16 protein-coding genes are annotated in these 17,581 nt (G+C 71.0%); 11 read left to right on the forward strand and 5 right to left on the reverse strand.

Annotation, left to right across the window (positions count from 1 at the left end; all coding sequences use genetic code 11):
• Positions 1-233: 233 nt before the first annotated feature.
• From V7E05_RS09980 to V7E05_RS10005, 6 genes are all read left to right on the forward strand, one after another.
• Positions 234-1,286: a ferredoxin reductase gene (locus V7E05_RS09980; RefSeq protein ID WP_333619508.1), complete on the forward strand. Its 1,053-nt coding sequence runs from the start codon at positions 234-236 to the stop codon at positions 1,284-1,286.
• A gap of 59 nt (positions 1,287-1,345) precedes the next feature.
• Positions 1,346-2,617 carry a fatty acid desaturase family protein gene (locus V7E05_RS09985; RefSeq protein ID WP_333619509.1) on the forward strand — a complete coding sequence of 424 codons (1,272 nt, stop codon included), beginning with the start codon at positions 1,346-1,348 and terminating at the stop codon, positions 2,615-2,617.
• A gap of 372 nt (positions 2,618-2,989) precedes the next feature.
• Positions 2,990-3,892, forward strand: coding sequence for a glycerophosphodiester phosphodiesterase family protein (locus tag V7E05_RS09990; protein WP_333619510.1), 903 nt, complete (start codon positions 2,990-2,992; stop codon positions 3,890-3,892).
• Positions 3,893-3,969: 77 nt separating this feature from the next.
• Positions 3,970-4,881 carry a DUF5926 family protein gene (locus V7E05_RS09995; protein ID WP_333619511.1) on the forward strand — a complete coding sequence of 304 codons (912 nt, stop codon included), beginning with the start codon at positions 3,970-3,972 and terminating at the stop codon, positions 4,879-4,881.
• A 1,369-nt stretch (positions 4,882-6,250) separates the two neighbouring features.
• Positions 6,251-6,571 (forward strand): hypothetical protein, encoded by a 321-nt coding sequence (locus V7E05_RS10000; protein WP_333619512.1) that lies wholly within the window; start codon positions 6,251-6,253, stop codon positions 6,569-6,571.
• Between the two features lie 873 nt (positions 6,572-7,444).
• Entirely contained in the window at positions 7,445-8,008 is a 564-nt protein-coding gene (locus V7E05_RS10005; RefSeq protein WP_333619513.1) for a hypothetical protein, read from the forward strand.
• Between the two features lie 35 nt (positions 8,009-8,043).
• Here the strand turns inward: V7E05_RS10005 and V7E05_RS10010 are convergent, their stop codons facing one another.
• Together V7E05_RS10010 and V7E05_RS10015 are read right to left on the reverse strand one after the other, a co-directional pair.
• Complete coding sequence (locus tag V7E05_RS10010) at positions 8,044-9,558, reverse strand: LCP family protein (RefSeq protein WP_333619514.1); 1,515 nt, start codon at positions 9,556-9,558, stop codon at positions 8,044-8,046.
• 243 nt (positions 9,559-9,801) lie between these two features.
• On the reverse strand, positions 9,802-10,701 hold the full coding sequence (locus V7E05_RS10015; RefSeq protein WP_442891651.1) for a CPBP family intramembrane glutamic endopeptidase: 900 nt from the start codon (positions 10,699-10,701) through the stop codon (positions 9,802-9,804).
• Positions 10,702-10,846: 145 nt separating this feature from the next.
• Here V7E05_RS10015 and V7E05_RS10020 point away from each other — a divergent pair, with 145 nt between their 5' ends.
• Positions 10,847-11,386 (forward strand): hypothetical protein, encoded by a 540-nt coding sequence (locus tag V7E05_RS10020; RefSeq protein WP_333619515.1) that lies wholly within the window; start codon positions 10,847-10,849, stop codon positions 11,384-11,386.
• A gap of 22 nt (positions 11,387-11,408) precedes the next feature.
• Here V7E05_RS10020 and V7E05_RS10025 read toward each other — a convergent pair whose 3' ends face one another.
• Complete coding sequence (locus V7E05_RS10025; protein WP_333619516.1) at positions 11,409-11,801, reverse strand: VOC family protein; 393 nt, start codon at positions 11,799-11,801, stop codon at positions 11,409-11,411.
• A 509-nt stretch (positions 11,802-12,310) separates the two neighbouring features.
• Here V7E05_RS10025 and pheA point away from each other — a divergent pair.
• The gene (gene pheA, locus V7E05_RS10030) at positions 12,311-13,246 is read left to right on the forward strand and encodes a prephenate dehydratase (RefSeq protein ID WP_333619517.1); all 936 of its coding nucleotides are present in this window, start codon (positions 12,311-12,313) and stop codon (positions 13,244-13,246) included.
• A 116-nt stretch (positions 13,247-13,362) separates the two neighbouring features.
• Positions 13,363-14,052: a histidine phosphatase family protein gene (locus tag V7E05_RS10035; protein WP_333619518.1), complete on the forward strand. Its 690-nt coding sequence runs from the start codon at positions 13,363-13,365 to the stop codon at positions 14,050-14,052.
• Positions 14,053-14,074: 22 nt separating this feature from the next.
• On the opposite strand, the gene V7E05_RS10040 is transcribed toward V7E05_RS10035, so the two are convergent.
• Complete coding sequence (locus V7E05_RS10040; RefSeq protein WP_333619519.1) at positions 14,075-14,425, reverse strand: metallopeptidase family protein; 351 nt, start codon at positions 14,423-14,425, stop codon at positions 14,075-14,077.
• 66 nt (positions 14,426-14,491) lie between these two features.
• Positions 14,492-15,781, reverse strand: coding sequence for a septum formation family protein (locus tag V7E05_RS10045; RefSeq protein ID WP_333619520.1), 1,290 nt, complete (start codon positions 15,779-15,781; stop codon positions 14,492-14,494).
• 105 nt (positions 15,782-15,886) lie between these two features.
• Between V7E05_RS10045 and V7E05_RS10050 the strand changes: the two genes are divergently transcribed.
• Together V7E05_RS10050 and serS are read left to right on the forward strand one after the other, a co-directional pair.
• The gene (locus V7E05_RS10050) at positions 15,887-16,336 is read left to right on the forward strand and encodes an ankyrin repeat domain-containing protein (protein WP_442891652.1); all 450 of its coding nucleotides are present in this window, start codon (positions 15,887-15,889) and stop codon (positions 16,334-16,336) included.
• A 46-nt stretch (positions 16,337-16,382) separates the two neighbouring features.
• The coding region (gene serS / locus V7E05_RS10055) for a serine--tRNA ligase (protein ID WP_333619521.1) at positions 16,383-17,581 on the forward strand (1,199 nt) is incomplete at its 3' end.

The following is a 17,581-nucleotide window of genomic DNA, read 5'->3' on the forward strand; positions in this document are numbered from 1 at the left end:
ACGCGCTGATCCTCGGGGCCATCGCGGCGGCGCTCGCCGCGACGATCGCCTGGCAACTGCGGTGCGTGGTGCGCCTCGCGCATGGTGCGGCGCCGGTGCGGCGTCTCACGCCGGCAGCGCGGTAGCGCGGTAGCGCCCGCGCCACCCCCGGGTCCGCAGGAAGCCCCACGGTTTCCGTGATTCCGGCGACAGAGACTTGCGCTATGTGTAACAGTCACCGTTACAGTTAATCCATGACCAACGCCCTTCGGCGCCTCGCGACCGCCTTCACGACCCCACTCTTCCCCGAGGACTACGCCACCCTCCTCGACCCTCTCCGGGGCCGGGAGTTGCGCGGTCGGGTCGAATCGGTCGAGCGCCACGAGGGCTTCACCACCCTCCACATCAAGCCGGGTCCCGGCATCGGCCCGCACTTCCACGCCGGCCAGTTCGTCGGCATCGGGCTACAGGTCGAGGGTCGCTTCGTGTGGCGGTCTTACTCGCTCACGAGCGCGCCGGGCGCGGGCGACCGTCGGCTCTCGATCAGCATCAAGCCCCTCCCGGACGGCCTCTTCTCCGGCCACCTCGCGCACGCCGCGCGCCCCGGCCAGCTCATCCGGCTCACCGCGCCGAGCGGCGAGTTCTACCTCCCCGTCCCCCTGCCGGAAAAGATCGTCTTCCTGACGGCGGGCGCCGGGATCACCCCCGTTGTCTCGATGCTGCGCTGGCTCGCAGGGGAGGACTCCCCGGGGGAGTGGCCGGAGGTGGTGCACATCCATTCCGAGCGCGCGGAGCGCCCCTCGGCCCCGTACGGCGAGGAGCTCGCGGCCCTCGCTGAACGCGAGCCGAGGTACACGCTCGTCCACTGGGATTCGCGCGAGCGCGGCCGGGTCACGCCCGAGTCCATCGTCGAGCTCGTCCCCGACGTCGACGGGCGCGCGATCTTCGCGTGCGGTCCCTCCGAGCTGCTGGACGCCGTGTCCGCGCGCTGGCCGCAGACCCGCACCGAGAAGTTCTTCTCCCCGCTCGACTCCGAGGGGAGCGAGGGCGGCGAGATCGAGTTCGGCGACACGGGCGTGGTGGCCGAATCCAACGGCACCACCACGATCCTCGAGGCCGGGGAGGCGGCCGGGCTCAACGTGGTCCACGGCTGCCGCATGGGGATCTGCAGGACGTGCGTGTCCACGGTCGACGAGGGTGTGGCCGTCGACCTCCGCGACGGCACCCGCTACGGCGAGGGGGAGCACGTGCGGACCTGCGTGTCCGTGCCGTCCGGGCACCTCAAGATCCGCGCCGGAAGCCGCTAGGCGAACCCAACCAGACGAATACGAAAAGCACGTAGAGAGCACCGAGGAAAGGTCGACCCATGGCGGTCCAGGACATCACCGCATACGCACACCTCACCGACGCCGATGTCGAGGAGATCGGTCGCCGCTTCGCGGAGATCGAGAAGAACAACCGCGAATCGCTCGGCGACGCCGACGTGCGCTACATCCGCAGGCTCATCGCCACTCAGCGGACGCTGGACGTCGTGGCGAGGGGCGCGATCGCCGTCACTCCCGCCGCGCGTTTCCCCGCCGCTGCCGTGCTCGGCCTGGCGAAGATCCTCGAAAACCTCGAGATCGGCCACAACGTGATGCACGGGCAGTGGGATTGGATGAACGACCCGGAGATCCACTCCTCGACGTGGGAATGGGACAACGTGGGCCCGTCCTCGGGGTGGAAGCACACCCACAACGTCACCCACCACACCTTCACCAACATCATCGGCATGGACAACGACATCGGGTACGGGGTTCTGCGAGTCACGCGCGACAAGCCGTGGAAGCCGTACAACCTCGCGCAGCCGCTCATCAACACGGTGCTCGCGAGCCTCTTCGAGTACGCGGTGGGCTTCTACGATGTCGAGCTCGGCGCCTACTTCGCGAAGAAGGCGACGTGGGAGGAGACCAAGCCGAAGCTCGACGAGGCGCTCGCCAAGGTGCGCAAGCAGGCGCTCAAGGACTACGTCGCGTTCCCGCTGGTCTCGGCAGGCGTCTCCGCCGCCGTCGCGCTGGCCACGGGGAAGCCCGTCGGCCGCTCGGCGTTCACCGGCGCCACCCGCGCCGGCCAGGCCGCGATGCTCGCGAACCTCGCCCGGAACGTCTGGGCGTACGCGGTGATCTTCTGCGGGCACTTCCCCGACGACGTCGAGACGTTTACCAAGCGCACCCTCGACGAGGAGAGCCGTGCCGAGTGGTACCTGCGGCAGATGCTCGGCTCCGCCAACTTCACCGGCGGCACGACGCTGTCCATCCTCTCGGGCAACCTCAACTACCAGATCGAGCACCACCTCTTCCCCGACATGCCGTCCAACCGTCTCGCGGGCATCGCTCGCGAGGTTCGCGCGATCGCCGACGAGTACGGGCTCCCCTACAACGTGGCGTCCTTCCCCCGCCAGATGTTCGAGGTGCAGCGCACCCTGCTTAAGCTCTCGCTGCCGAACAAGTACCTGCGGTCCGATCCCTCGAACGCTCCCGAGGTGCGTTCCGACGCCGCCTTTACCGATAACCCCGAGGTCGCGGCCGCGACCGGCCACAAGCAGCTGCGCAAGGGGCTCGCCATGCTCAAGCGGATGCGGCCGAAAGTGATGGCGTAGGGCGCCGGCGCGAGGGATGTCGCCTGCGGTTTTCCGCGGGCATTAAACGTCGGCGATAGGCGTTGTTCGGGATGAGGGCGAAATTGAGGAGGATTTAGGGAGACGCTTTCCCCGAGTTCACCTCGGCGCCAAGTGCGAGGCTCACCGTGGAGAGGTGCAGTGGGCGAGGTGGCCCGGCAGTGCTTGGGACGGGAAGCGCAACATTCCCGGCCGGCAGGGTCGCTCGCCCGAGAATCTCGACGCGAAAGGCTGGCCGGAATGCTGCCGAATCGGGCACTGACACGGAAGCGCTCCAACCCCACGCCCTCGGCCGAGCCGAAGAGGGGGCTCCCCGGTGCCGGCAAGGCGTCCTCTCCGCTAGAGGAGTTTCCCGTGCGTCCGCGACTTCTTCCCGCAGTCCGCAAGCCCCGTCCCGCCTCGCCGCTGGCGATGCGCCCGGGCGGCCGCTCCAAGGTGGTCGCGCACCGCGGCGCCTCGGGCGACTATCCCGAGCTCACCCTCGTCGCGTTCGAGAACGCGCTGGCCCAGGGGGCGGACGGCGTCGAGTGCGATATCCGGATGACCCTCGACGGCCAGCTCGTGTGCATCCACGACGGAGATACGAGCCGGGTGAGCGCCGAGAAGCGCTCCGTGCGGATCACCACGATGGAGGAGCTCAAGCGACTCGACGTGGGCTCGTGGCACCTGCGCCACCGGTGCCCCGAGCCACCGATGGCGCTGCGCGAGCTGCTCGAGCTCATCGAGGCCTATCCCGAGGCGCGCGCCTTTATCGAGACCAAGCACCCGGTCATCGCCGGCGGCCGCGTCGAGCGGGCGCTGGCCGAGGAGCTCCGCTACTTCGGGCTCGACAAGCCGGCGTCCTTCGAGGAGTCCCGCGCGGTGATGCTGAGCTTCTCGGTCCTCGCAGTGAGCCGCTTCGGCGCGCTCGCCCCGCAGGTCCCGCGCCTGCAGCTGCGCCACCACCGCACCGGTTCGAAGCCCATGCCCGCCGAGAGCTACGGCATCCAGGTGGTCGGCCCGTCGATCGACACGATCCGCGCGAAGCCCTCGTTGGTCGAGCACTGGCACCGCCGCGGTCTCGCCGTCTACTGCTGGACCGTGGACGATCCGTTCGATGTCGAGCTGTGCAAGGCCCTGGGCGTGGACTGGATCGGCACGAACTTCCCGGCGCGCACGCTGGCGCAGGTCAACGAGGACGAGCAGCTCCGCGCAGCCGAGATCGGGACGGGCCAGGGGCGCGCGGCGCAGTCGGCGTCAGGCCACATCTCCCGGTAGCGCCGCGGGCGGTACCTGCCGCGATCCGCGCCGCGCCATCCGTATGGGCCGGGGCCTCTCGCGTAAACTCCGGACTCGTGGCAAAGAAAAGTCGTCGTCAGTTCCAAGCGAAGCCCGAGTCCAACCGCCGGGAGAAGCAGGCCGCCAGGGCCGCCGAGCGCGAGGCGTTCGTCGGTAACCCGCGCCCATTCGCCGGCGTGGCCGGCGAGTGCGATCTCGTGGCCATGGCACAGTTCGTGCCCTCGGCCAGGGCGAGCGTCTCGCTCGAGGGCGTGGACCACACTGTGTCGATCGTGACCGTGCTCCCGGGCGCCATCGCGGCGCTGAGCCGCGCGATCCCCTCGGGCACCGAGTCCCTAGTGGGCCTGCAGACCGCGAGCTTCGGCAACGACCCGGCGGCGGACCTCGCCGCCTCGCTCGCCTGGGTCCGCGATTCCGCCCCCGGCGACACGCTCCAGGCCGCGGCGCCCGACGAGTCGACCCCGTCCCTCGCCTCGTTGCTCGAGGGCAACAGCTCCCTCGACATCGAGGTGCTCCCGGACTTCTCGTGGTGGATCGCCGAGGGGCAGGAGGCGCACCCGCAGATCGCCCAGGCCATTACCCACGCCAACAGCGCGATGATGCCCTCGGCGCGCATCGATACCCCCGGTGCCGATGCCGCGTGGTGGGTCGATGCGGGCGAGCGCGCCCACATCCGCTGGGTTCGCCCCGAGGACGAGGACGCGCTGTTCGACGCGATGGCGCGCCTCCACAACCGCGGGGAGCTAACCCTCGGCGAGGGCTCCTCGTTCGCCGGTTCCTTCCGCACCTACGGCCTGCTCGTCCCCGTGTTCGACCTGGACCGGGAGCAGGGCTCGGATCACTGGATCGACGGGCTGACGGCGCTCGATGAGAAGTTCACGGCGGCCCTCGGCGAGTCGGCCGAGCTCACATCCGACGAGCGCGCCTCGCGCAACGGGCTCCTCGCCCGTCAGGTGACGATCCGCTAGTTCTTTGCTCTGCGCGTGGCGTACCTACGCCTGCGAAAACGCCCCCGCACCGGGATGCACGGTGCGGGGGCGTTGTCATGTGTCGGCGCCGCGCGGGGCGCCCCGTGGTGCCCTGGGCGTGGGCCAGCTACGCCGGCTTGCCGCTGAGAGTGCCGAGCGAATCGACGAAGGCCTGGAGGATTCCGGAGGACGAGTCGATGACGGGCCGAAGAGGTCTGCAAATGAACCCCTGATTTTCTCCATTCAATGCGGGTTAGATCACATCCAAGGTGAGTCTTGCGGGTTTCCCGTCGCGGAGCCGTGAACGGACTTTTGCGTGCTGGTCCTTTGCTCGGGTGCGGCGAGGGTGGGCGCGTTTCCGTCGGATTGTGGCTTGGCCTCGGGTTATGAAAATTGCGGTAATCCATTGCGGCGCCGCGGAAGTAGATTCTCTTTCGGGTCATGACGGCGCAGCTCCCTACCGTTTGGGTGGTCGAGTTACCGGCGATACCGAGCCGCCCACGGCCGCCCCCTGCGATCGTGGGTAGAGCGAGCGAGGCGTACTCGCGCGGGGTAGGGCGCGGCTCCGCCGAGGGGTGCCCGGGGCCGCGGGGCCGAGGGCGAAGGCGCGGGCAAAAATGTAGCGCCCCCACAATCGGTGTGAGCGGTGTTCTACTGACGCTCGGTCGTTGCCATTGGGCGCGGCCCCTCTCTTTCCGTCCGGAGGGGGAGGCTCTTCGTCTCGGTCGAGTCAGGAGGCACGCCGTGCGTGTGTACCGAGTCGCCGCCGTGTACGCGGCGGCATGTTCCCTCGCCGTCGGTGCGGGGGTCGTCGCCGCGCGCACGGCGGGATCCATGGATGGCGGGCCCGGCCCGGATCCGGACGCCGCCGGCGTGGATATGGGGTTGTTCGAGGAACAGAGTTCGGGGTCCACCGCGGCCTCGGCGGCCCCGGGCTCTCCACGACCCGGGCCGTCGCGCAGCTCGGCTTCGCAGGCCGGCGCCGAGGGCCCAGAGGTCGAGGCGGCGGGAAGCGGCGAGCGCGGGGGGTCGGGGGCTCGCGACACGTCGCGCGCTGGTGCTGCCGCTCCCGGCGCCGATCCCGGGGCAGTCGCCCCGGCCGGAGCGGAGCACGGCGGCGGAGTTTCGGAGCAGGGGCGCGGTTCGCCGGTGCCTCCGGCCTACTCGGCTCCCGATCCCGCCCCGCTCCCGCAGGCCCCCGCGGCCCCGGCGTTCCCCGAATTCCCGGACCTCCCCATTCCGACGCTGACTCTCCGCCAAATCCCCGTCGAACCTCCACCGCAACCGGAACCGCTCCGGCCACTGCGCTTCGGCTAGATCCCAGAGCAGGCCCGCTGCTGCAGCGGCCATCCCCGAAAGGACCCACTCCATGTTCACCATCTCGATCTTCGCGCCCATCGGCGCCGCCATCGCCGCCGCTCTCATCGGGCTCGGACCGATGGCCGCGGGTGCGGCCGGAGCCGTCGCCGCGGCGCCCGCCGTCACGGGTGCGGGAGCCGTGCTCGGCGCCTCGATGCTCCCGGTGCTCGGCTCGTCGGCCGCCGCTGCGGCCGATCCGAACGTCCGCACCGGGGTCGCTGCCACGGCGGCGGAGACCCACAACCAGGTCACCGGATCGATCGCGGATGTCGCGGGTCAGATCAACAACATGGGCATCCCAGGGGTCACCATCCCCGTCGCGCAGGGATAGTCCGGGCGCGGCCGAGGGGAGGGCAGGGGCGTGGGAAGACCGCCGTGGATCGCATCGCCGCCGGGCGCCGAGCCCGCCGCAGGAGTCGGGGTACCGGAGTGCGCGGATCCGGTCGCTCCGGATCCCGATCGCGCGGTGGTCGGCCAGGCCCCTGCGCCCTCCCCGGTCACGAGACCCTCGCCGGCTTCGGCCTCGGCGCCTCCCGTACGGAGGCGCAAGCGGGCCGAACCGCATTCCGCGGCCGTTGGACTCGATGGGCGCGCCGAGCGTGGCGCCGGCGGGGATCGGGAGGCGAAGGAATCCGGTGCCGCCGGGATTTGGACGGGGCTCGCGGTCGTTGCGCCCCCGGGCTTCGCGCTCGTCTCCGGCGCCGGGTCCACGGCTGCGGCACCGGGTGGCACGGGCATGGGTGATGACGCGCAACCGGAAAGGTCTGAAGCGCCGGAGACTTCCTCGGCTCCAACAGACACGGTGGTTCCGGAATCCGGCGTCCCAGCCGGCGAGGTTAGATCTGGGCCCAGTCTCGACCTCACCGGAGGGGGTGCGCAGAACGGCGCGGGTCTTCGCATTGTCGTGAGCCCGTCGGGCGCAGACGTGGGCGCGGGCATTCTCCGTGCCAAGGCGAGATCGACGTCCGCGAGGAGGTCGAGGTTCAAGGCCAAGAAATCCGAGCCGACACCGAGGCCCACCGCGAAGCCGAAACCCGACGTGCGACAAGAGCTGGAAGCGCAACCGAAGCCACGAGCGAGACAGACGGCCGGAACAGAACCGAAGGCGCCGAGGTCGGCGAGCGCGGTCGCGGGTTGGCTAGGGGCGTTCGGTCGGCCCGCCGGCACGGCCGCCGCGCTCGGCGGCATCGCCGCGTGCATCGTCGTGGGATTCGCCGCGGGCGGTGGATTCTCGGGGAGCGCGGCGATCACGGACGGTCAGACCGCGGAAGGCGAGGACGTGCGGAACGCCTCCGTCGAATCGCAGTCCGGAGCGGGGCCAGGAGACGCCGGGCCAGTAGACGCCGCCGGCGAGCAATCGGTAGCCCCGGCAGGCGCGGGGGAAGCCGCCGCGCATTGCCCGGAAGTCGTGGCCCCCGGCCACTACGCCGGCGCCGGGGCGGGCGACGAAGCGACGCCCGAAGGAGTCGTCGCGGCCTTCGAGCACGCGTACTACGTTGTCAAAGACGCCTCTGCTGCGACTGCGCTGGTCACGCCCGACGCCAGCATCGATGCGGAGACGCTGCGCCGCGAGGGGATCGACCGTCTCCCGGCGGGCACCACGCACTGCGTCGATGCGCGGGCCGGGCAGGACGGCGCCGTGGAGGTCGTCCTCGTCGAGGCGCGCCCCGGCCAGCCGGAGCTCGAGATCCGGCAGCGGATCACCACTGCCGCGGGCGAGGGCGGCAAGCGGAAGATCACGGGCATCGAGCACCTCGCGCCCTCGTAGTACTCGGAGCTTCCGGCCTCCGGCCGCCGCAGCGGCTACTGCGGCATCTCGTACGACTCCGGCGGAGGCGTCTTGCCCTGCCGCATGTAGTCGAAGAACGTATTCGTCGTATCGCCCCAGACGAGGTAGGAACCGACGCTGCCATCGGCCATTCCGTCGAAGGGGACGGTCGCCGTCACCGGATTGCTGCGAATCGACCACATCACCGAGGCGAGGCTCCAGATGTGATCGGAGTTGTCGACCACGGTGGCCGCCGCGCCGCCCTTGATCACGTCGGTGAGCCGGAACGGGTTGAGCAGCGTCGAGGGCTTGGCCATCTCCGACATGAGCGCCGAGAGGAACTTGCGCTGGTTCTGCACGCGCTGGAGGTCCTGCTGCGCAAAACCGTGGCGAGTGCGGACGAAGCCGAGCGCCTGCGCGCCACCGAGCTTCTGACAGCCCGCACCGAGGTTGATGCCGGCGTCCGGATCTTCGATCGGCTCGTCGATGCACATGTCGATGCCGCCGAGAGCGTCGACGATCCCGGCGAAGCCGCCGAAGCCGATCTCCGCGTAGTGGTCGATCCGGATGCCGGTCTTCGTCTCCAGCGTCTGCGCGAGCAACTTGGGGCCGCCCAGAGAATAGGCGGCGTTGATCTTGTATTCGCCGTAATCCGGGATGTTGACGAGGAGGTCGCGAGGGATGGAGATGATCATCGCCTTCCCGCCGTCCTTGGGCTTGTAGACGAGCATCATCGTGTCGGTGCGGTCGCCGCCGGCGTCCTGCTCGGAACCGGTGGAGAGCTGCGCCTGCTGGTCCTCGGTGAGCCCGGCGCGCGAATCGGTGCCGACGATGAGGGTCACCGTTCCCGGGGTCTGTCCCGGCTGGCCTGGGTAGCTCGAGAGCGCGTCGACGTGCTGCAGTTTGGAGTCGGCCCACAGTGTGGTGACCACCCCGGCGCTGATGATGAGCACGACGAGGAAAGCGAGGATGCCGAGGATCGGCACGCGGCGCCGAGTGCGCTTCGGGCGCTTGGCGGCGCGGCGCGGGGGCCGCGCGACGACCGGATTGGACGGCGGAGCATCGCGACTCGCGCGGCGCGGCCTGGCCGTGCGGTACTCGTCGTCGAAGCGCTCGGGACGCTGGGTCGGCTGGTAGCGGCGGCCGCCCTCGCCGCGGGGACGGCGTGCGCCGGCCGCGCGCTGGGCGCCGGAAGCGCGAGGGGAGCCGGACGTCTCTGGGGCACCGGGCGCGAGAGGAGCGCGAGGGTCCTGGGGCGCGCCCCCCGGGACCGGGCCGCGGGCGCCGCGCGGGTCGCCCGCCGGGGTTTCACGTGGAACGCCCGTTCCGCCGGGGCCGGGGTCGAATCGACCGTAGACCCTGTCCGGATCCCCGCCGGTAGGCGACGCGGAGGCGGGTCCGGGTCGAGGCGCGGCAGGGCGTCCCTCGCCGGGCCGCGGCGCGGCGGGCGCGCCCGCATTGCGGGCGGCCTCTCGGCGCTCGCGAGCGCGTCGTCGCTGCTCCGCGACCTCTTCGGGGGACAGATGTCTCCGCATGGACTCATCAGACACGCGCAAGAGTGTACTTCGATGCCCTGAGTACTGGCCTAGACGTGCAGGTCGGCAGGCGTGGTGGGGGCCGTGGAGGGCGGAGAAACAGGAGTTAACGGTTGGGGCTCAAGTGGCGGATTGGGCACGTATTCGGGCACGTATTCGGGCGCGTATCGGGCGCCGTATCGGGCGTGAAACCGGCGGCGGACCGAGCGAGTGCGCGCGCCCGACGCACTGTCGGTCGCGCGCCCCGAACCTGCAAGCTCACAGCCAACCGACGTGCGGGGCGAGCACCGCGTATCCGATAAACGCGAACGCATCGAGGAGAAAGTGCGCGAGCACGAGCGGCCACGCGCGCCGAAGCGCGAGCCAGAACGCCATGAACACGATGCCCATCGCAAGGTTCCCGAGCCCTCCGCCGAAGCCCTGATACAGGTGATACGAACCGCGCAGCACGGCGGAGAAAGCGATCGCCGCGGGCACGGAGAGGCCGAGCTGGCGCAAGCGGATCCCGAGGTACACCACGACGACGAGCTCCTCGGCGCCGGCGTTCGCGAGCGCCGAAACGAGAAGCATGGGGATTCTCCACCAGGTCGCCGTCAGACCCGATGCCTCGACGGTGGTGTTGAGCCCGAGCGCGATCGCGCCGAGGTACAGCGCGATCCCGGGGATGCCGATGAGCGCCGTGAGCCCGAGCCCCCAGCGCACATCCCGGCGCAGCGCCGCCGGGCGCCGCGGGCCGCGGGGGAGATCGAGGCCCATCGCGAGCGGGGAGATCCGCGAGTGGAAGAGGAGCACGAGGGGGAGGGCGGCCCACGCCGTCAGACGCGCGATCCTCCCCAGTTGATACGCGAGGTCGAGCCACGAATTACTCGACGCCGACGCGTTGAGGGTCTGCGTCTGCTCGTCGAGCGGCGCGACCGAGAGCAGCGACTCGACGAGCGAGAGGATCGACGTGTACCCGGAAAGCGCGAACGTCGCGGCGAGGACGACGACGATCTCGACGATGACGAGCCGGCGGCGGCCCGGGTCCGCGATGGGGTTGCTCGGTGGCGCGGCCATCCGCGCGGCCATCCGCGCGGGCAGCACGCGCAGCCGCTCGGCGAGGCTCGCGGCGTTCGCACCGGCCGCGCTGTTCGCGCCGCCCGCATCGCCGTTGACCATGCCGTCCAGTGTAGGGCCGAGGCTCGGACCGATTTGTCGGCCGTCGCTCGACCAGTCACGCGGGCCGCCACGCGGTCCGACGCGTCGCACGCCGCCCCGGGCACCGCGGGTGGAGGCGTGTCTGCGCCGGTGCCACAATCGCCTCATGGCCGTCGACCTCGAACTCCTCTTCCGCCCCGCCAAGCGCCCCGACCTCTTCGAGGACCTCCTGCTCCCAGTCGGGGAGAACGGCCAGCCTGACGCCGGAGGCCGCGAATCCTGGTCCATCCCCGTCCCGGAGGTCCTCCGAGATCCGTCGCCGGAGGCCGTGGGCGCGGCGATCGCCGCAGGCGGCGGGGTGTCCCTGGACCTGTGGACGCTGGGCGCCGCAGATGCCGCGGACATCGTCATCGCCGTGGCGCACGCCGGGGTCGGCTTCGGGCCGGGGCTGCAGGTGCCCGCCGAGAATGCGGAGCAGGCGTGGACGCTGCTGTCGCTCGCGGTCGCGGCGATGATCGGCGAGGACGTCCGCGCCGAATGGGAGGCCTGCGCGGGCGGCAATTCCGGGCCCGGCGAGGAGCGACGAGCGAAGATCGGCGGGCTGGGGCGCGCTGCGCGCGAGGCGATCCGCGACGTGATCACGGTGATCCCGGTGCCCGCCGATGCGGCGGCGTCGATAGAGGCGACGTTCCCGGAACTCGCCTAGTGCCGCGGCCCGGCCGCCGCCTCTAGCTCGTCTGGATGATCTGGATGAGGTTGCCGCACGTGTCGTCGAACACCGCGACCGTGAACCCCTCGCCCTTTACCGGGTCCATCGTGAACTCGACGCCGAGTTCCTTGAGTCGCGCCGTCTCCGCCTCGACGTCCTCGACGCCGAACTGCGTCCACGGGATCCCGTCGCCGCGGAGCGCCGACTGGTAGGGCTCGGCTGCCGGGTGCCTGAGCGGCTCGAGGAGGACCTCGGTGCCGTCGGGGTCCTCGGGGCTCACGACCGTGAGCCACCTGTCGCCGGACTCGCCGACCGGGACATCGTTCTTGATCTCGAAGCCGAGCTTCTCGGTGTAGAAATCGCGGGCGCGCTCCTGGTCGTTGACCGGAACGCTGGTGACGGTGACGCGCATGGGATTCCTCGCTTCGGTGGGTCGGCGGCGGGCGGCGACTGCCCGAGCTGCATTGCCCGCAAGTTACCGGAGAACTCGTGGGGGCCGGCGATGTTCCCGGGCCCAGCCGCAATCCCCGACATCCAGTTCTCGGCCCCTGCACATCCCTGGGCCCCCAGTACAAGAGGCCCGCGAAACTCGACACGTGCGATCGTGCTGGGGCACGGAAATCCGAAGCCGCCGGCGAGCGCCTCGGCCACCACGGAATCGCCCCGCCGGCGGCGGTTCGGCCGCCCACGCCGAGTACCCACGAGGTTCTGCATGTACCCACGAAGTTAGGAGTTCGTGGGTACATGCAGAACTTCGTGGGTACGTGCTCAACTTCGTGGGAACTCTGCCGGCGCGCCCGGAGGCCGTGGGGGCCGGGATGCCGGCGGGGAACCCCGGGGCCCGGGGAGGGGCGCTTCGCCGAGACTCCCGGGACGCCCGCGCAGCCGCGTGTGCCCGGCCGCTCTATTACCCTCGTACCCGTGAGTACAGTCGCCTTCCTCGGCCCCGCCGGAACCTTCACCGACGCGGCCCTCCAGCAGCTCGCGCGCCACGAAGCAACGTCGGCGCTGCTCGAAGGCATGGACACCATCGAGTGCGACACCCCGCCGGACGCGCTCGCCGCCGTCCGCGAGGGCCGCGCGGACTACGCGTGCGTCCCGTTCGAGAATTCCGTCGACGGCACCGTGAGCCCCACGGCCGATGCCCTCGCGACCGGCGCCAGGCTGCAGATCCTCGCCGAGACCGAGCTCGACATCGCCTTTGCCATCCTCGTGCGCCCGGGGACGGAGGCTTCCGCCGTCACAACCGTGTCCACACACCCGGTCGCCGCGGCGCAGGTCCGCTCCTGGGTGCGGGAGAACCTGCCCGGCGCGGAGATTCGCACGACGTCCTCGACGGCGGCTGGCGCGGCGGAGGTCGCGCGCGGCGAGGCCGACGCGGCGGCGGCGCCCGCGCGGGCCGGGGAGATCCTCAGCCTGGAGGCGCTCGCCACGGACATCGCCGACGTCCGCGGGGCGCGCACCCGCTTCGTGCTCGTGGGCCCGCCGACCACCCCGCCCGAGCCCACGGGCCGCGACCGCACGGCCGTCGTCTTCGGGCTCGCACACGAGCCGAACTCGCTGGTCCAGGCGCTCACGGAGCTGTCGATCCGCGGGATCAATCTCACGCGCATCGAGTCTCGGCCCACGCGCGTCGACCGGTTCACTTACCTCTTCCATGTCGACCTCGTGGGTCATATCGACACCCCGGTCGTCGCGGAGGCGCTCGCCGCGCTGCACCATCGCACGTCCCGGCTGCGCTTCCTCGGCTCGTGGCCTGTGGCGCAACAGGACGGCGGGACCGGCCCGGCGAGCCACCCGCCGGACCGCTCGGAGGGCTACGCGTGGACCCGCGCGATGTCCACCGGCAGGGGCTAGACAGGCCACAGGCAAACCCACCGGCCGGGGCCGGAACCCGACCCCGCGCCGACGGCCCCACACCCACAGGGGCCGAGCCCGGGTCGCACCCGGGAGCGAACAGGAAGGACGCCCATATGACGGCGGAGACCGCAGCCACCCAGAACCCCGCCGATAGCGGCCGTGCCGCACGACTCTTTCTCGTGCGGCACGGGGAATTCCCGTCGAACACGCGCGGGCTCCTCGACACGACCGTGCCGGGCGAGCTGCTCACGGATCGCGGGAGGGAGCAGGCTGCGGGCGCAGCCGAGCGACTCGCGGAGCTCGGCTGCACGGTCACGGCGGTGCACCACTCGCCGGCGGCGCGGGCTCGGAACACGGCGGAGATCATCGGCGCCGGGCTCGGCCTCGGCCCGGTCGAGGTGCCCGGCGTCTTCGAGGTGCAGGCGGGGGAGCTCGAGAAGCGCGGCGACGCCGAGGCGCTTGCGGCGTACCGCGCCGTGACCCACGCGTGGATGGGCGGCGACGATCTCGAGACCGGGCTGACCGGCGGCGAGACCGGAATCGAGGTGCGCGATCGCGCGTTCCCGCAGCTCGAGAAGCTCTACCGCGAGCACGTCGCCCAGGGCCGCGACGCGGTCCTCGTGATCCACGGGACGCTGATCCGCGTGCTCGGCGGGATGCTCGGCGTGGTGAGCGGTGAGTTCGCGGCCGGCCATCCGATCCCCAACTGCGGGATCGTCCCGCTCGTGCCGGCGGGCACGGGCGAGCTCGCCGGTGCGGCGTCGTGGACTGTCGAGGACTGGGCGGGTACGGCGCCGGCCTGATCGAGGCGTCCTGGCCGCCCTGCTAACCCCAGCCGCGCTCGTGCAGCGTGGCGTCGTCGATGCCGAAGTGGTGCGCGATCTCGTGGACAACGGTCACCGAGACCTCGTGCGCGAGCTGCTGCTCGCTGTCGCAGAAATCGCAGAGCGCCTCGCGGTAGATGAAGATCCGGTCGGGGAGGAAGCCCGAATACGTCGTGTCCCGCTCGGTAAGCGCGACCCCCTCGTAGAGGCCGAGAATCGTCGGATCCTCCTCGTTGCGGGACTCGACGAGCACCACCACGTTGTTCATCGCACGCAGAAGGTCGTCGGGGATCAGGTCGAGCCCGTCGGCGACGAGCTCCTCGAAGCGCTCGTCGGAGACACGAACGCCCATCCGTCCCCCGTCCGTCGGTCGTCGGCTGGCAGCCGAATGCGGTCAGCCGAAGCTGGTCAGTCGCAGCTAGCTCGTCGGCACCGCGGCGGGCGCTTGCTCCCCGTCGCCTGCGGGCGCGGAACCCGGCTGCGCCTGCCCCGGCGCGGGGACCTCGGTGGTCGTGGGCACCTCGGGCTGCTGGCCCTCGATGGTAACGCCGTTGCGCACGGAGCCCTGGATCACGGCGAACGGGCCGGGATCGGCGACGCGCATCACCGCGCAGTTCACCGTCCTGCTGCCGGTCTCCCATGCGATCTGCGAGATCGGCAGGATCTGCGCGGGCACGAGCGTGGACTGCCGCAGGCGTTCGGAATCCCCGCCGAGGTAGTCGACCGCCGAGTTATAGCAGGCGTCCGCCGTCATGGCCGTCTGGTCCGCCGGGGCGGGCGGGTTTGACCCCTCGGGGAAGAGCTGGGTGACGTCGACGTTCCCCACCACCTCGAAGGCGTGGTCGGCGGCGCAGTCGACGACCATCGACGGTGTGCGCTGATCGCTGATCCCGACGCAGGTCCCTTGCGGCCACAGGCGCTGCTGGTCCGCGACGGCGTAGGGCTGCTCGGACGTCGCGGAGGTGCCGTCGAGCTCCTTCGCCGCGATCCCGCACAGCGCGGAGCGGTCGCCGGCGTCCCAGCCGGCGCGGGAAGGCGGGATCAGGGCGCGGGAGAAGCGGCCCGCAGGGTCTATGGCGCGGCCGGCGGTGTAGGCGTCCATGGGCTGGGTGCACACCTGCGAGGCGAGGTCGAGGCGGCGCTGGCCCTCGGGGTACGGCTCGTTGCCCACGGCCTCGGCGAGGTCGACGCGCTCGGCGACCTCGAAGCGGTGTGGCTGTTCGCACTGGACCGCCGTGATGTCGGTGGGCTGTCCGCGGTCCGAGCTCTGCCAGTCGAGGCACTCCCCGGGGCCGGCGACGGCGAACGCCTCGCTCGTGAGAGTCCGCGGGTTGACCTGCGGCGCGAGGACGTTGACCGGCCCCGCAGCGGTGGAATCCGGATCCTTCATGACGACGCCGATCGCGGTTCCCGATATGGCCGCGCCGATGCCGAGCGCCACGACCGAGGCAGCGACGGCGCCCCGGGAGCGGGCGAGCGCGGTGGCGCCGCTCTTGTTTCGCCGGCGGCCGGGCTGTGCGCGGCCGGACGAGCCCTTCGCCGAGCGTCCGGCGGGTTTCGTGGCGGAGCCGCCCGGAGTGCGTCCGGGGGAGACGTCGGCCGAGCGGCCGCCACCGCGGCGCCGACTCTTGCCCGCCGTGCCGGCGGTACCGGCGGGGTCTTCTGGGCCGGAGCCGGTGGCACGCTCGGTATCCGTTGTCCTGCTCACAGCCGCCATTGTGCCCCACCTGGGTGCGCGAGTGAACCAACCTCGCAGCGTGTGTGACATTCGAGGGGGACCGCGACCCGGCCGCGTCGACTATCCTCGATACCTATGGGTACGAGTGGGAATCCGGGAGAGCAGCCAGGCTCGGGCGAGAGCGAACGCCGCCCCGTCGATGGGGCGACGGAAGAGGTCCTCGAGTTCGCCAAGCGCATGTTCGACTTGGCCAGGGATGGCGATGCCGGCGTGCTCGAGCAGTACCTCGACGCGGGGGTCAGCGCCGAGCTCACCAACGAGCGCGGCGACGACCTGCTCATGCTCGCCGCGTACAACGGCAACCTCCCCACGACCGAGATGCTCATCGCGCGCGGGGTGGACGTCAACAAGCTCAACGACCGTGGCCAGACGCCCCTGGCCGGCGCTGTGTTCAAGGGGTACGGGGAGATCGTCCGAGCGCTGTTCGAGGCCGGCGCGAGCCCGCACAAGGGGCAGCCCACGGCCGTCGAGGCGGCCACGATGTTCGAGCGCGAGGCCTTCCTCGAACTCTTCGGCAGGGGCTGATCCGTCGAGCGGAGGAGCGCCCAGCAGGTTCGGTTAAGCTGTCCGGGTGATCGATCTCAAGCTCCTGCGCGAAAATCCCGACATCGTCCGCGCCTCCCAGCGCATCCGCGGCGAGGACCCGGCCCTCGTGGATCGGCTCCTCTCTGCTGACGTCGCCCGCCGCGAAGCCGTCTCGGCCGCGGATTCGGCCCGCGCGGAGCAGAAGGCGATGGGCAAGAAGGTCGGCCAGGCGAGCGCGGAGGAGCGCCCCGCCCTCCTCGAGCAGGCCGGCACCCTCAAGGCGGCCGTCAAGGACGCAGAGGAGCGGGAGAAGGCGGCGGACGCCGACATCGCCGAGCTCCAGCGCTCGATCTCCAACGTCGTGGAAGAAGGCACGCCGCCCGGCGGCGAGGACGATTTCGTCGAGCTCGAGCGCGTCGGCGAGATCCCTAAGTTCGATTTCGAGCCGAAGGACCATCTCGAGCTCGGCGAGTCCCTCGGGCTCATCGACATGGAGCGCGGCGCGAAGGTCTCCGGCGCTCGCTTCTACTTCCTCACCGGCTACGGGGCGCTGCTCCAGCTCGGCATGCTCCAGCTCGCCGCGCAGAAGGCGACCGCGAACGGCTTCCAGCTGATGATCCCGCCGGTGCTCGTCCGCCCCGAGATCATGCAGGGCACCGGCTTCCTCGGCGCCCACGCCGACGAGATCTACCGCCTCGAGGCCGACGACCTCTACCTCGTCGGCACGTCCGAGGTGGCGCTCGCCGGCTACCACCAGGGCGAGATCCTCGACCTCGGTGATGCCGGGGCGAAGCGCTACTGCGGCTGGTCCTCGTGCTTCCGCCGCGAGGCCGGCTCCTACGGCAAGGACACCCGCGGGATCATCCGCGTCCACCAGTTCGACAAGGTCGAGATGTTCTCCTACACGACCCCGGAGAACGCGCGCGAGGAGCACCAGAAGCTCCTCGGCATGGAGAAGGAGATGCTCACGTCGCTGGGCATCCCGTTCCGGGTCATCGACGTCGCCGGCGGCGACCTCGGCTCCTCCGCCGCCCGCAAGTTCGACTGCGAGGCCTGGGTTCCCACGCAGGAGACGTTCCGCGAGCTCACCTCGACGTCCAACTGCACCACGTTCCAGGCGCGGCGCCTGCAGGTCCGCTACAGGGACGAAGCGGGCAAGGCGCAGACCGCCGCCACCCTCAACGGGACGCTCGCGACCACCCGCTGGCTCGTCGCGATCCTCGAGAACAACCAGCAGGCGGACGG

It is taken from the genome of Dietzia sp. (assembly GCF_036741115.1).
GTDB lineage: Bacteria > Actinomycetota > Actinomycetes > Mycobacteriales > Mycobacteriaceae > Dietzia.